Origin of the sequence: Iodobacter fluviatilis (genome assembly GCF_900451195.1) — a bacterium.
Lineage (GTDB): Bacteria > Pseudomonadota > Gammaproteobacteria > Burkholderiales > Chitinibacteraceae > Iodobacter > Iodobacter fluviatilis.
Window position 1 is genome coordinate 773,218 of sequence record NZ_UGHR01000001.1, and the last position, 13,861, is coordinate 787,078.

Below are 13,861 nucleotides of genomic sequence, written 5' to 3' on the forward strand. Positions count from 1 at the left end.
GCATTTGATTGCTAAAGTACTGAAAAATTAAGCCAGTAGTTGATCCAAGGCTAGCAATACCTTATCAGGTCCGAGTTGCTTGAGGCAGTTCATATGTTTGAGTGGGCAGACACGTTCAAAGCAGGGGCTGCATTCCAGATCTAAAGTCACAATTTTGGCGTTGGCAGATAATGGCGGTGTGAATTCGGGCGAGCTGGAGCCGTAAATCGCCACCAGTGGACGCTCTAGTGCTGCAGCCACATGCATTAAACCAGAATCATTGCTGACCACGGCGCGGGCGAGCGACATCATGTCGATGGCTTCGGCTAGCGAGGTTTTACCGCAGTAATCAATGACGCTGGGGGCACCAGCCAGAATCTCGTCAGCGATTTCCCGATCTTTATTCGAGCCAAAAATACACACCTGAAAGCCACGACCTAGCAGGGTTTGGGCAAGGGCGGCCATATGGCTGCCCGGCCAGCGTTTTGCCGGGCCGTATTCTGCGCCTGGGCAAAGTGCAATCATGGGCTTGCTGGCATCAAAGCCTAATTTGGCTGCGCTGGCTGCACGGTCCTGGTCGTTTACTACTAAATGCGGATGAGGTACCGGGCGGGAAATGGGCTGGCCGGCGTCTTCGGCCAGTGCGGCAAAGCGCTCGACCATTTGCGGCAAAGCCAGCGGATCAAGCACGCGAGTGTCATTTAAAAAACCATAGCGGGATTCGCCCACCCAGCCGGTACGGGTTTTGATGCCGCTAAAGAGTGGTAGCAGCGCAGATTTAAGCGAATTAGGCAGTACGATCACCTGATCGTAGCCGCGCTTTTTCATTTGCCGCGCTAAAGTCCAGCGCGTGCCCAGCTTCAGCTCGCCATGGCCAAAAGGGGTATCAAAGGATTCGCTCACTTCGGGCATGCGGGCGTGCAGAGGGCGTGTCCAAGCTGGGGCAAGTACATCCAGTATCAGGCCAGGATGGCGCTGATGCAGGCGTCGGTAAAGCGGCTGGGCCATGATGGCGTCGCCAACCCACGCCGGGGCAATAATCAGAATTTTTTTCATAAGCTCAGGAGGGACGAACTGGCGTTTATTTCAGGCGAACGCCAGGCCAATTCATCCGTGCACAGGACGGGGAAAACCCGCCGCAGCGTGTTATCACACAGGGTAAAACGGCAGGTAAGCCTGCCCTTGATTAATGGCCTTTAACGACTTCACCCGCTTTCAGACGGTAGTGCGTACCACAGTAAGGGCAAAGTGCTTCGCCATTTTTTGCTACAGGTAAAAACACGCGCGGGTGTGAATTCCAGCTCAGCATATTTGGCATCGGGCAATGCAGGGGTAAATCGCTGGCGAGTACTTCGATTTCACGCTGGGTATTTTCTTTCAGTTCCATGGATTTTCTCTTTCAAATACGGGGTGATTGAATCACCCTGGACTAAGAGGGTGGATAAAGTCCACCCTCTGCTTTAAATATTAAATCAGTGTAAGCCAATCTTCGTGTTTAGGATCTAAGCCCTTCACACAGTCAAAATAGCGTTTTTGTAAGCGTTCGGTAATCGGGCCACGGCTGCCAATGCCAATCGGGCGATTATCCAGCTCGCGGATCGGGGTAACTTCAGCGGCGGTGCCGGTAAAAAATGCTTCATCTGCGGTATAGACCTCATCGCGGGTGATGCGTTTTTCGATCACTTCGAGGCCTTCTTCTTTGGCCAGTGTAATGACGGTGTTACGGGTAATACCATCCAAGCAGCTGGATACATCAGGCGTATAGAGCTTGCCTTTTTTTACAATAAACAAGTTCTCGCCCGCGCCTTCAGAAACATAGCCTTCGGTATCGAGCAGCATGGCTTCATCGTAGCCATCGGCTGCGGCTTCCTGATGCGCCAAGATGGAGTTGATGTAATAGCCGCTGGCTTTGGCACGCACCATGGAGACATTCACATGATGGCGGGTAAAGCTGGATACCTTAACGCGGATGCCTTTTTCCAGCCCTTCCGTGCCTAGGTAAGCGCCCCATGGCCAGGCGGCAACAATGACATTAATCGAGTTGCCGGTTGCGGCAATGCCGAGTTTTTCTGAGCCAACAAAAGCAAGCGGGCGCAGGTAGCAGGAGGCCAGTTTGTTTTCGCGAACCACCGTTTTTTGCGCTTCGAAGACTTCTTCAAAGCTGAACGGGATTTTCATCTGAAAAATTTTAGCGGAGTTAAACAAGCGCTCTGTGTGGTCGTGCAGGCGAAAGATTGCGGTGCCCTTTGGGGTTTCGTAAGCGCGTACACCTTCAAACACGCCCATGCCGTAATGCAGGGTATGGGTTAACACGTGTGTGGTCGCATCGCGCCACGGTACTAATTTACCGTCATACCAGATCAGCCCATCGCGGTCAGACATCGACATATTGCAAACTCCTGCCCAAAGCATTGATGAAAAAAAGTGAGTGCTGATTGTAACCGAAAAAGAGGGCGTTGTTGGCTGGCCTTCAATGGGCTGTAAAAAACGGGAGGGGCTTGATGTCCGGGTGATGAGCGGTAAAGGTAGAGTGCCTTATTTACACCGGTACGCGTCTATCTTAAATCTAAGGCTTAGTAGCTTGTGTGAATGTTTTGTTGTGTTTACGGGGTATGAAATCTGGCTGTGCGGAATAGCGGCATGCATGCGTAAGTATAAAAAATATCTATTTATCATTATTTCGCGTGTATTTGTGCAATCAAGTATTAGTATAAGAAAAGTCTAATACTTAACAGAGTGAGCGGCATTGTGGAAACGGATGAAATGACGGCATCTTCAACAGGAAATGCAGAGCTGGCGGCGGTGCTAGCAGCCAGTCTGGCACTCGCTGCCTGTGGTGGCTCGCAGGATGAGCCTGCATCTGCACTAGCCCCTGTTGTGGTGATTAAACCGCAGAGTGATGCAGAAGCGGCTCGTTTTTTGGCGCAGGCGGGTTTTGGCGGGCGTCAGGTAGAAATCAATACGCTGAAAGAGATTGGCTATGAAGCATGGCTTACTCAGCAGTATAAGGCCGCGCCTTCTCCTTCCCGCTGGGCCTATGGTAATGAGTTGCGTATTAAAGATTTACCTGCCTATCAAAACTGGCAGGCTTTACCCAATATTTTGTGGCAAAGCATGCTGACAGGCAGCGATGTTTTGCAACAGCGCATGACTTTGGCTTTGTCTGAAATTTTTGTGATCAGCTATGCAGGGGTGGATGTGCCGGGATCGGTTAAATCGCTGATCATGGCTGATTTTATGGATATCCTGCAAAGAAATGCCTTTGGCAATTTTTATAATTTGCTGCGTGAGGTCACGCTGAGCGTGGCAATGGGGCGGATGCTTGGGACACTAGGTAATTTAAAAGAAGACAATAAGGGCCGCCGTCCAGATGAGAATTACGCACGCGAAGTAATGCAGCTTTTTACGATCGGGCTCTATGAATTAAATATTGATGGCTCGCTTAAAAAAGATGCGAAAGGCCAGCCAATAGAGACTTACAACCTTGATACGGTCTCTAATTTGGCCCGAGTTTTTACCGGCTGGACAGCCCCTTTGCAATTCAATGTGCCTAATCCTGATATTGAATTAACCAGAAAGCCAATGACTTTGCAGAGCGCCAACCACTCTGTTTTAGAAAAGAGCTTTCTTGGTGTAACTATTCCGGCAGGCACCGATGGTAATCAATCGCTTAAAACGGCTTTGACCACATTATTTAACCATCCCAATGTTGGGCCCTTTATTGGCAAGCAATTAATTCAGCGCTTTGTATGCAGTAATCCCAGCCCTGCTTATATTTCCAGAGTGGCGGCCGCTTTTAACGGGAGCGGAACAAGTGGCAGGGGAGATATGAAAAACGTGATCTCAGCCATTTTGCTGGACCCTGAAGCCCGGCAGGCACCGGATGGTAATGTATTTGCAGGTAAGCATCGTGAGCCCATGATCCGCTTGGTTCAGCTGATCAAAACCCTAGATTACAGGAGCCCGGATGGCGCATGGCGGCTTGGAAACACCACCGATCCCGGCTGGCGGCTGGGGCAGGGGCCATTGGGAGCGGCCAGTGTTTTTAATTTCTTCAGGCCAGGTTATGCACCGCCGGGCTCTGAGCTTGCGAGGCAAGGCTTGGTTGCGCCAGAGATGCAGATTGTGTCGGAGATTTCAACCATCGTTCAGCTTAACTATTGGTATAACTTACTGACAGCACCTGAAAATAGCACCTTACGTACATACAACGATAGCAATGGCAATAGCGTGAATGATAAGAAAGAAACAGGGTTGTCGCTTTTTTTAAATGAGGAAAAAGCATTGGCTGGCCAGCCTTCGGCGCTGGTAGAGCGTTTTAATCTTTTATTTGCCTGTGGCCAGCTGAGTGCGGAAGTAAAGTCTGCGATTGCAGCCAGTGTCAGTAAGCTGGCGCTCAGTGATCCTAATCCTGCAAAGCTTGAAATCCAAAAACAAAATCGCGTTGTAGCGACTTTGTTAATGGTGCTGAGTAACCCCGAATATCTGGTTTTAAAATAAGGAACTCCGATGGATAAGCATCTTTCACGTCGCGAGTTCTTACGTCGCGCAGCTATGTTAGCGGCCTCGGGGGCTGCGGCTCCAATGGCATTTAATTTATCACTCATCAGCGAAGCCGCTGCGGCAGCCATGCCGGGGGATTATAAAGCGCTGGTTTGCGTGTTTTTATCCGGTGGGAATGATCATCAGAATACGCTGATCCCCTATGACCAGGCCAATTACAATGCCTATGCGGCCATCCGCCAGACATTGGCAACGCCGCGCGCTCAGCTGAGTGCGCTGCCCAATGCCCTGAGTGATGGCAGGCAAATGGCGCTGGCCCCGCAGTTGTCCGGATTGTCGTCTTTATACGCTGCAGGCCGTTTGGCGGTGGTGGCTAATATGGGGCCGCTGATTCAGCCAACCACTAAATTGCAGTATCAGAACCGTAGTGTTCCTTTGCCGCCTAAGTTGTTTTCACATAATGATCAGCAGAGTTACTGGATGTCTTCGATGGCAGAAGGGGCTGATTCGGGCTGGGGTGGCCGGGTGGGTGATTTGTTCTTAAGTGGGAATGCGAATGCCGCACTCAGTTGTATCTCTGTAGGTGGGGTCGGGCTTTATTTGAGTGGCAAAGAGGCAAGAAGCTTTAGCGTGGGCGTGAGCGGTAATCCATTGCTGTTATGGGGCTCAAGCTATGTGTTCGGGCCTGGGTTTGTCGGTGATTTAAAGGGGATGATGACGGCGGATAAAAGTAATCATCTCGAAAACGAGTATGTAAAAGTAACCCGGCGTGGCCTGAATACGTCTTCAACGCTGGACACGGCCTTAAAGGCTGCGCCTGCCTTAACGACGGTGTTTCCTGCCGGGAATGCACTTGCCGATTCGCTGAAGATGGTGGCTAAATTAATCAGTGTAAACGGGCAGCTGGGTAATAAGCGGCAGGTGTTTATGGTGCAGCTGGGCGGTTTTGATTTGCATGATGGTTTGCTGGCTAAGCATCCCGTATTGCTTAAAACGGTAAATGATGCCCTGATGGCTTTTGATGGCGCGCTGAACGAGCTGGGTTTGCAAAATCAAGTTACGACCTTTACCGGCTCAGAGTTTGGCCGCACTTTAAGCAGCAATGGCGATGGCTCAGATCATGGCTGGGCGAGCCATCATTTTGTGATGGGTGGTGCGGTGGCGGGAGGGCAGATTTTTGGCCGGGTACCCCTGCCGGTCATTGGTGGCAATGATGATGTGGGGCAGGGGCGCTATATTCCCGACTTATCTGTTGAGCAGTTGGCCTGGCCTTTGGCGAAATGGTTTGGAGTGTCCGATTCTGATCGCTATCTGGTCTTGCCCACTTTGGCACGGTTTGATGAAAACGCACTCAAAATAATGAAAGTTTAGTTGCCGGGCTAAATAGGTTTGCTGGCTGGCCGGGGAATAAGCCAGCAAAAGAAGTATTGTCAGCGGGTAGGGCATTTAAGCGCTACCCGCTGCGCTTTGCGTTTGGCCATGCTCTTTGGGCGTTTCTCGGCACGGCGCAAGGCTGAATCAGTCGCCGACAGGGCTCAGGCTGCTGATTCCATTTTTGGGCTGCGCCCCATCAGCTCGGATAAAATATCTTGCACCGGCATTTGCTCAAATAACATTTTGCAGACAGCGGCGGTAATCGGCATGTCGATGCCCAGATCGTTCGCTTGGCGCAGTACCTCGCGTGCGGTTGGCACGCCTTCGGCGACATGGCCTAAATTCTTTAAGATATCGTCCAAGCTTAAGCCTTGTGCCAGCAATAAACCTACCCGGCGATTGCGTGACAGATCGCCCGTTGCTGTCAGCATTAAATCACCAATTCCGGCGAGGCCCATCATGGTTTCTGTTTTACCACCCAAAGCTGCGGCAAAGCGCGCCATTTCAGCAAGTCCGCGGGTGAGCAAAGCGGCCCTAGCATTCAGGCCAAGGTTTAAGCCATCGCATACGCCTGCCGCAATCGCAATGACGTTTTTTACGGCGGCGCCAATTTCTACCCCGATTAAATCGTCGCTGGCATAAAGGCGCAGTACCGAGGTATTCAGTTCTTCTACGGTATGGCGGGCAAATTTTGCATCACTTGCTGCGATGGTGACCGCTGCAGGTAGGCCTTTGGCCACTTCCTGCGCAAAGCTGGGGCCGGACAACATGCCGCGCGGCACTTCGTTCGCCAGCTCTTGTTTGGCGACCTGATGAGGCAGCAGCATGGTGCCAGCCTCCAGTCCTTTGCAGGCCCACAACACAGCAGCTTGGGAATTTAAATCACGCAATGCTTTCAGTGAGGTGCGTAAACCCGACATCGGAGTCACAATTAAAACCAGCTCTGCATCGGCTATCGCACGGGCCAGATCATGAGTGACGGTGAGTGATGCAGGAAAAACAGTCTCGCTTAAGTAGCGGGGATTGGCGCGAGTCGCCTGCATTTCTTTGACTTGCTCGGCATCGCGTGACCAGAGTGCTACCTGATGACGATCAGCAAAACGAATGGCGAGTGCAGTACCCCAGGAGCCTGCACCCAATACGGCTAATTTCATACGCCCCACACTTCCTCAATACGAATAAACCCGGATGCACCATCACGATGCTTAACTTTCAGCCAGCCAGTACGGGTGTTTTCTTGCAGATCGAGCAGCAAATCTTTGCCTGCGCGGTAAATAATGGCCGATTTTGCATCTGCCGCTTTATAGATTGTTGCGTCTTTGAGTACTTGCACCGTGTGTTTAGTACTCAAGTCTTTTTTCTTCAGCCAAGCTAGGCTTCCAGCCCGGTCACGCACTCTTGCCCAGTCACCTTGCTCGGCGAGTAGCTCAAGTGGCATCCCCTTGCTGGCTAAAAATAGCTTTTTAGCCTCGTCGCTGGGGGCTTCGGATAATACTGCGCCATGCCGGGCAACTGACCGGTATTCAAGGGCAAAAGCCGCGTTGGCAGATAAAACCAACGCAGCAATTACACTCAGTTTAATGAGTGGTTTGTGCATTTGCTGCCTGCTCTTCTGCTTGCTGACGCTGTTGCAAGTAGATTGCTTCAAAGTTAATCGGTTGCAACATCAGCGGAGGGAAGCCAGCGCGTGTGGTTAAGTCAGAAACCGCTTCGCGCAGGTAAGGGAACAGAATGCTTGGGCAGCCAATACCCAATAGCGGATCCATTTCTTCTGCAGGCACGTTTTCGATATTGAATAAGCCGTTTTGAGTCACTTCAACCAAGAAAATGGTGCGGTCTTCAACGGTAGCTTGTGCAGTAACAGTCAGTGAAACTTCGTAAAAACCATTGTCAAAGCTGCGGGCCTGGTTGCGGAACTGAATATTGAATTCAGGCTCAGCTTGTTCCAGAAAAGATTGAGGGGAGTTTGGGGATTCAAGCGAAATGTCTTTTACATACAGTTTTTGAATAGCAAAAACGGGCTGAAGCTCTTGGTTCTGTTCGCTCATGGCAAATCCTTATCTTCTATTTATATAGGTGGGGTAAAACGTGAGGCGAAATCATCGCACGAATCGTGCGCAGATGACTACCGTCTGTCTTGGTGTGATTGTATTACGCGGCTAATAAAGCATCCAGCCCGCCAGCATGATCCAGCGCAGCTAAATCATCAAAACCACCTACATGATGCTCACCAATATAAATTTGCGGCACGGTACGGCGGCCTGTGCGGGTCATCATCTCATCACGGCGCTCAGGGTTTAAATCAATACGCACCTTTTCAATTTCTGTGATGCCTTTTTTGTTCAATAAACGTTCAGCCATTACACAGTAAGGGCAGACCCCAGTGCTGTACATTAAAACATGGGCCATTTTGGGTCCTTAAAGTCGTCTTGTAGATAAGCAATCAGATGAGGGCAGTTTGTGATTCTACAAGGAGCATAATTAAGTGTCTTTTTGATTTTATATAAATCAATGGTTTAGCGACTTTTGTGGCTTTTTTTGTGGCTCAGGTGTTGACCTGGTCGGCCCCAGCCCGTATATTTCGGCCTCTCGCTGCAGCACACACGGAAACACAGTGTGCAGATAGCGAGGACGATCTTTAAAAAAATACAGTCGATGAGTGTGAGTGCTTGATTCGGAAGCGAAACAAGTGCTTGCATTAGTAAGGCACATTCAGCGATGGATGTGCCGAATAAAGTAAGCCAGTAAGTACTAGCTTAGCGATTAAACTAAAGAGTTTGATCCTGGCTCAGATTGAACGCTGGCGGCATGCTTTACACATGCAAGTCGAACGGTAACAGGGTGCTTGCACCGCTGACGAGTGGCGAACGGGTGAGTAATATATCGGAACGTACCTAGTAATGGGGGATAACTATCCGAAAGGATAGCTAATACCGCATACGCCCTGAGGGGGAAAGAGGGGGATCGCAAGACCTCTCGTTATTAGAGCGGCCGATATCAGATTAGCTAGTTGGTGAGGTAAAGGCTCACCAAGGCCACGATCTGTAGCGGGTCTTAGAGGACGATCCGCCACACTGGAACTGAGACACGGTCCAGACTCCTACGGGAGGCAGCAGTGGGGAATCTTGGACAATGGGCGCAAGCCTGATCCAGCAATGCCGCGTGCGTGAAGAAGGCCTTCGGGTTGTAAAGCGCTTTTGTTCGGGAGGAAATCCTAGTGGCTAATATCCATTGGGGATGACAGTACCGGAAGAATAAGGACCGGCTAACTACGTGCCAGCAGCCGCGGTAATACGTAGGGTCCAAGCGTTAATCGGAATTACTGGGCGTAAAGGGTGCGCAGGTGGTTAATTAAGTGTGATGTGAAAGCCCCGGGCTCAACCTGGGAATTGCATTGCAAACTGGTCAACTAGAGTATGGCAGAGGGGGGTGGAATTCCGCGTGTAGCAGTGAAATGCGTAGAGATGCGGAGGAACACCGATGGCGAAGGCAACCCCCTGGGCTAATACTGACACTCATGCACGAAAGCGTGGGGAGCAAACAGGATTAGATACCCTGGTAGTCCACGCCCTAAACGATGTCTACTAGTTGTTGGGGAATTCGTTCCTTAGTAACGCAGCTAACGCGTGAAGTAGACCGCCTGGGGAGTACGGCCGCAAGGCTAAAACTCAAAGGAATTGACGGGGGCCCGCACAAGCGGTGGATGATGTGGATTAATTCGATGCAACGCGAAAAACCTTACCTAGCCTTGACATGGTTGGAATCCCTGAGAGATTGGGGAGTGCCGCAAGGAACCAATACACAGGTGCTGCATGGCTGTCGTCAGCTCGTGTCGTGAGATGTTGGGTTAAGTCCCGCAACGAGCGCAACCCTTGTCCTTAGTTGCTACCATTTAGTTGGGCACTTTAAGGAGACTGCCGGTGACAAACCGGAGGAAGGTGGGGATGACGTCAAGTCCTCATGGCCCTTATGGCTAGGGCTTCACACGTCATACAATGGTCGGTACAGAGGGTTGCCAAGCCGCGAGGTGGAGCTAATCTCATAAAACCGATCGTAGTCCGGATTGGAGTCTGCAACTCGACTCCATGAAGTCGGAATCGCTAGTAATCGCGGATCAGCATGTCGCGGTGAATACGTTCCCGGGCCTTGTACACACCGCCCGTCACACCATGGGAATGGGTTTCACCAGAAGTAGGTAGGCTAACCGTAAGGAGGCCGCTTACCACGGTGGGATTCATGACTGGGGTGAAGTCGTAACAAGGTAGCCGTAGGGGAACCTGCGGCTGGATCACCTCCTTTCAAGAGAAAAGTCTTTTGGATTGAGTACTCACACTCATCGACTGTAAAAAACAAAGATACAAAATCAGATTGGGTCAGTAGCTCGGGCGGCGTAGATTAGCTACCTGAATATTCTGAAATGGGTCAGTAGCTCAGTCGGTTAGAGCACCGTCTTGATAAGGCGGGGGTCACAGGTTCGATTCCTGTCTGACCCACCATTGATTTTTTGATGGTTGGAAGGCTCTGTCAACAGAGCGACCAGTTTGGTTTTGATTGCAGTAAATTAATTGCAAGCTAGACGAGAAATGAAATCTCGACGTTTACTGAAGTAAACGAGAGATTGAATGACGAAGTATAGCGAAGTAATTTGGGGGCTTAGCTCATCTGGTAGAGCACCTGCTTTGCAAGCAGGGGGTGAACGGTTCGAGTCCGTTAGCCTCCACCACTCCTTTTGAGTGGTGGAATAAAGAAACTAGAAATAACACACTGTCTCAAGAGAGATTCAAAGCTTGGGACGATGGTTTATTTCTGATTTCTAAAATCAGCAAGACGTATCTTTGATCTTTAAAAAAATAGAAGAAGTAATACTCAAATTTAGAAATAAATAAGGGTAGATTGTATCAAAATCGATTGTTCGAAGTCAGAACTGAATAATCGATGTCGCAAACAAAGCGAAATCAGATACTTCGAATTGTATTAACTTTGTTGATACGTGTTTGAGGTTATAGGATCAAGCGACTAAGTGCATCTGGTGGATGCCTTGGCGATGATAGGCGAAGAAGGACGCGTTAGCCTGCGAAAAGCACGGGGGAGCTGGCAAATAAGCATTGATCCCGTGATATCCGAATGGGGAAACCCGGCCCTTTTGGGTCATCCATGACTGAATACATAGGTCATGAGAAGCGAACTCGGCGAACTGAAACATCTAAGTAGCCGAAGGAAAAGAAATCAACCGAGATTCCCAAAGTAGTGGCGAGCGAAATGGGAAGAGCCTGCATGTGATAAATCAAACTTTAGTGGAACAGTCTGGAAAGTCTGGCGACAGTGGGTGATAGCCCCGTACACGAAAAAGATTGGTTGGTACTAAGCATGCGACAAGTAGGGCGGGACACGAGAAATCCTGTTTGAAGATGGGGGGACCATCCTCCAAGGCTAAATACTCATCATCGACCGATAGTGAACCAGTACCGTGAGGGAAAGGCGAAAAGAACCCCGGGAGGGGAGTGAAATAGAACCTGAAACCGGATGCATACAAACAGTGGGAGCCCTTGCAAAATGGGGTGACTGCGTACCTTTTGTATAATGGGTCAGCGACTTACGTTCAGTAGCAAGCTTAACCGAGTAGGGGAGGCGTAGGGAAACCGAGTCCGAATAGGGCGCATAGTTGCTGGGCGTAGACCCGAAACCAAGTGATCTATCCATGGCCAGGATGAAGGTGCGGTAACACGCACTGGAGGTCCGAACCCACTAATGTTGCAAAATTAGGGGATGAGCTGTGGATAGGGGTGAAAGGCTAAACAAACTTGGAAATAGCTGGTTCTCCTCGAAAACTATTTAGGTAGTGCCTCATGTATCACTGACGGGGGTAAAGCACTGTTATGGCTAGGGGGTCATCGCGACTTACCAAACCATGGCAAACTCTGAATACCGTCAAGTGCGAGCATGGGAGACAGACTGTGGGTGCTAACGTCCATGGTCAAGAGGGAAACAACCCAGATCGCCGTCTAAGGTCCCAAATAATCAGTTAAGTGGAAAACGAGGTGGGAAGGCATAGACAGCCAGGATGTTGGCTTAGAAGCAGCCATCATTTAAAGAAAGCGTAATAGCTCACTGGTCGAGTCGTCCTGCGCGGAAGATGTAACGGGGCTCAAACTGATAACCGAAGACGCGAATATGCACGATGTGCATATGGTAGAGGAGCGTTCCGTAGGCCTGCGAAGGTGTCTTGAGAAGGATGCTGGAGGTATCGGAAGTGCGAATGCTGACATGAGTAGCGATAATGCGGGTGAAAAGCCCGCACACCGAAAACCCAAGGTTTCCTGCGCAACGTTCATCGGCGCAGGGTGAGTCGGCCCCTAAGGCGAGGCAGAAATGCGTAGTCGATGGACAACGGGTTAATATTCCCGTACCGATATAAAGTGCGATGGGGGGACGGAGAAAGGTAGGTCAGCCCACTGTTGGAATAGTGGGTTTAAGCGAGTAGGCGTGTGGCTTAGGCAAATCCGGGCTGCTTTAACGCTGAGACGTGACGACGAAGTCTTCGGACTGAAGTGATTGATCCTATGCTTCCAAGAAAAGCCTCTAAGCTTCAGCTTTATATTGACCGTACCGCAAACCGACACAGGTGGGTAGGAAGAGAATTCTAAGGTGCTTGAGAGAACTCAGGAGAAGGAACTCGGCAAATTATCACCGTAACTTCGGGAGAAGGTGAGCCCATATTAGGTGAAGGCCCTTGCGGCTGGAGCTGACATGGGTCGCAGAGAAATGGGGGCTGCGACTGTTTATCAAAAACACAGCACTCTGCAAAGTCGAAAGACGACGTATAGGGTGTGACGCCTGCCCGGTGCTGGAAGATTAAATGATGGGGTGCAAGCTCTTGACTGAAGTCCCAGTAAACGGCGGCCGTAACTATAACGGTCCTAAGGTAGCGAAATTCCTTGTCGGGTAAGTTCCGACCCGCACGAATGGCGTAACGATGGCCCTACTGTCTCCTCCTGAGACTCAGCGAAGTTGAAATGTTTGTGAAGATGCAATCTCCCCGCTGCTAGACGGAAAGACCCCGTGAACCTTTACTGTAGCTTTGCATTGGACTTTGAAGTGGTTTGTGTAGGATAGGTGGGAGACATTGAAGCATGGACGCTAGTCTGTGTGGAGTCGTCCTTGAAATACCACCCTGACCCCTTTGAGGTTCTAACCTTGGTCCGTTATCCGGATCGGGGACCGTGCATGGTAGGCAGTTTGACTGGGGCGGTCTCCTCCCAAATTGTAACGGAGGAGCTCGAAGGTCGCCTAGGTACGGTCGGACATCGTACTGATAGTGTAATGGCATAAGGCGGCTTAACTGCGAGACAGACAAGTCGAGCAGGTGCGAAAGCAGGACATAGTGATCCGGTGGTTCTGAATGGAAGGGCCATCGCTCAACGGATAAAAGGTACTCCGGGGATAACAGGCTGATTCCGCCCAAGAGTTCACATCGACGGCGGAGTTTGGCACCTCGATGTCGGCTCATCACATCCTGGGGCTGTAGCCGGTCCCAAGGGTATGGCTGTTCGCCATTTAAAGTGGTACGTGAGCTGGGTTCAAAACGTCGTGAGACAGTTTGGTCCCTATCTGCAGTGGGCGTTGGAAATTTGAGGGGGGCTGCTCCTAGTACGAGAGGACCGGAGTGGACAGATCTCTGGTGTACCGGTTGTCACGCCAGTGGCATCGCCGGGTAGCTAAATCTGGAAGAGATAAGCGCTGAAAGCATCTAAGCGCGAAACTCGCCTCAAGATGAGATTTCCCCAAGGCTTTAAGCCTTTTAAAGGGTCGTTCGAGACCAGGACGTTGATAGGTCGGGTGTGGAAGCGCAGTAATGCGTTAAGCTAACCGATACTAATTGCCCGTAAGGCTTGATCCTATAACCTGAAGCGCGTGTGTGCGACGGTATAATCTACCCAAGATTAGAGCTGAATTTGAGAAACAAGCAGTACAAGGTAATATATTACTTCTTCTATTGAACTGAACG

The 13,861-nt window shown here is 50.4% G+C and carries 9 protein-coding genes, 2 tRNA genes and 2 rRNA genes; 6 read left to right on the forward strand and 7 right to left on the reverse strand.

Features of this window, described 5'->3' with window-relative positions:
* Window positions 1–27: 27 nt before the first annotated feature.
* The 3 genes from waaF to DYD62_RS03515 form a co-directional block, all read right to left on the reverse strand.
* Window positions 28–1,035: a lipopolysaccharide heptosyltransferase II gene (waaF, locus tag DYD62_RS03505; protein ID WP_115226094.1), complete on the reverse strand. Its 1,008-nt coding sequence runs from the start codon at window positions 1,033–1,035 to the stop codon at window positions 28–30.
* A 130-nt stretch (window positions 1,036–1,165) separates the two neighbouring features.
* Window positions 1,166–1,366 (reverse strand): zinc-finger domain-containing protein, encoded by a 201-nt coding sequence (locus tag DYD62_RS03510; protein WP_046350861.1) that lies wholly within the window; start codon window positions 1,364–1,366, stop codon window positions 1,166–1,168.
* Window positions 1,367–1,446: 80 nt separating this feature from the next.
* A complete protein-coding gene (locus DYD62_RS03515; RefSeq protein WP_115226095.1) occupies window positions 1,447–2,367 on the reverse strand; it encodes a branched-chain amino acid transaminase in 921 nt (306 codons plus the stop codon).
* 375 nt (window positions 2,368–2,742) lie between these two features.
* On the opposite strand from DYD62_RS03515, the gene DYD62_RS03520 reads away from it, so the two are divergent.
* Window positions 2,743–4,479 (forward strand): DUF1800 domain-containing protein, encoded by a 1,737-nt coding sequence (locus tag DYD62_RS03520; RefSeq protein ID WP_132038608.1) that lies wholly within the window; start codon window positions 2,743–2,745, stop codon window positions 4,477–4,479.
* A gap of 9 nt (window positions 4,480–4,488) precedes the next feature.
* On the forward strand, window positions 4,489–5,853 hold the full coding sequence (locus tag DYD62_RS03525; protein WP_115226097.1) for a DUF1501 domain-containing protein: 1,365 nt from the start codon (window positions 4,489–4,491) through the stop codon (window positions 5,851–5,853).
* A gap of 164 nt (window positions 5,854–6,017) precedes the next feature.
* Here DYD62_RS03525 and DYD62_RS03530 read toward each other — a convergent pair whose 3' ends face one another.
* The 4 genes from DYD62_RS03530 to grxC form a co-directional block, all read right to left on the reverse strand.
* On the reverse strand, window positions 6,018–7,010 hold the full coding sequence (locus DYD62_RS03530; RefSeq protein WP_115226098.1) for an NAD(P)H-dependent glycerol-3-phosphate dehydrogenase: 993 nt from the start codon (window positions 7,008–7,010) through the stop codon (window positions 6,018–6,020).
* Window positions 7,007–7,453, reverse strand: coding sequence for an SH3 domain-containing protein (locus DYD62_RS03535; RefSeq protein WP_115226099.1), 447 nt, complete (start codon window positions 7,451–7,453; stop codon window positions 7,007–7,009). The genes DYD62_RS03530 and DYD62_RS03535 overlap by 4 nt, the downstream gene beginning before the upstream one ends.
* Entirely contained in the window at window positions 7,434–7,904 is a 471-nt protein-coding gene (secB, locus tag DYD62_RS03540; protein ID WP_099399757.1) for a protein-export chaperone SecB, read from the reverse strand. Before secB ends, DYD62_RS03535 begins: the two co-directional genes overlap by 20 nt.
* A gap of 103 nt (window positions 7,905–8,007) precedes the next feature.
* On the reverse strand, window positions 8,008–8,265 hold the full coding sequence (gene grxC / locus DYD62_RS03545; RefSeq protein WP_115226100.1) for a glutaredoxin 3: 258 nt from the start codon (window positions 8,263–8,265) through the stop codon (window positions 8,008–8,010).
* Between the two features lie 356 nt (window positions 8,266–8,621).
* Here grxC and DYD62_RS03550 point away from each other — a divergent pair.
* The 4 genes from DYD62_RS03550 to DYD62_RS03565 all read left to right on the forward strand — a co-directional run bounded on the left by DYD62_RS03550 (window position 8,622) and on the right by DYD62_RS03565 (window position 13,753).
* Window positions 8,622–10,155 (forward strand): 16S ribosomal RNA (locus tag DYD62_RS03550).
* A gap of 120 nt (window positions 10,156–10,275) precedes the next feature.
* Window positions 10,276–10,352: transfer RNA gene (locus DYD62_RS03555), tRNA-Ile, on the forward strand.
* Window positions 10,353–10,503: 151 nt separating this feature from the next.
* Window positions 10,504–10,579, forward strand: a tRNA-Ala gene (locus DYD62_RS03560).
* A 283-nt stretch (window positions 10,580–10,862) separates the two neighbouring features.
* Window positions 10,863–13,753 (forward strand): 23S ribosomal RNA (locus DYD62_RS03565).
* The 16S and 23S rRNA genes sit together here with 2 tRNA genes alongside, the layout of an rRNA operon.
* Window positions 13,754–13,861: the final 108 nt, after the last annotated feature.

What these genes read in the sequence shown, in the direction of transcription:
- DYD62_RS03515 (WP_115226095.1), bottom strand. Translation starts at nt 2,367, where the DNA reads ATGTCGATGTCTGACCGCGATGGGCTGATCTGGTATGACGGTAAATTA.
- waaF (WP_115226094.1), bottom strand. Translation starts at nt 1,035, where the DNA reads ATGAAAAAAATTCTGATTATTGCCCCGGCGTGGGTTGGCGACGCCATC.
- DYD62_RS03535 (WP_115226099.1), bottom strand. Translation starts at nt 7,453, where the DNA reads ATGCACAAACCACTCATTAAACTGAGTGTAATTGCTGCGTTGGTTTTA.
- DYD62_RS03530 (WP_115226098.1), bottom strand. Translation starts at nt 7,010, where the DNA reads ATGAAATTAGCCGTATTGGGTGCAGGCTCCTGGGGTACTGCACTCGCC.
- DYD62_RS03525 (WP_115226097.1), top strand. Translation starts at nt 4,489, where the DNA reads ATGGATAAGCATCTTTCACGTCGCGAGTTCTTACGTCGCGCAGCTATG.
- DYD62_RS03510 (WP_046350861.1), bottom strand. Translation starts at nt 1,366, where the DNA reads ATGGAACTGAAAGAAAATACCCAGCGTGAAATCGAAGTACTCGCCAGC.
- grxC (WP_115226100.1), bottom strand. Translation starts at nt 8,265, where the DNA reads ATGGCCCATGTTTTAATGTACAGCACTGGGGTCTGCCCTTACTGTGTA.
- secB (WP_099399757.1), bottom strand. Translation starts at nt 7,904, where the DNA reads ATGAGCGAACAGAACCAAGAGCTTCAGCCCGTTTTTGCTATTCAAAAA.
- DYD62_RS03520 (WP_132038608.1), top strand. Translation starts at nt 2,743, where the DNA reads ATGACGGCATCTTCAACAGGAAATGCAGAGCTGGCGGCGGTGCTAGCA.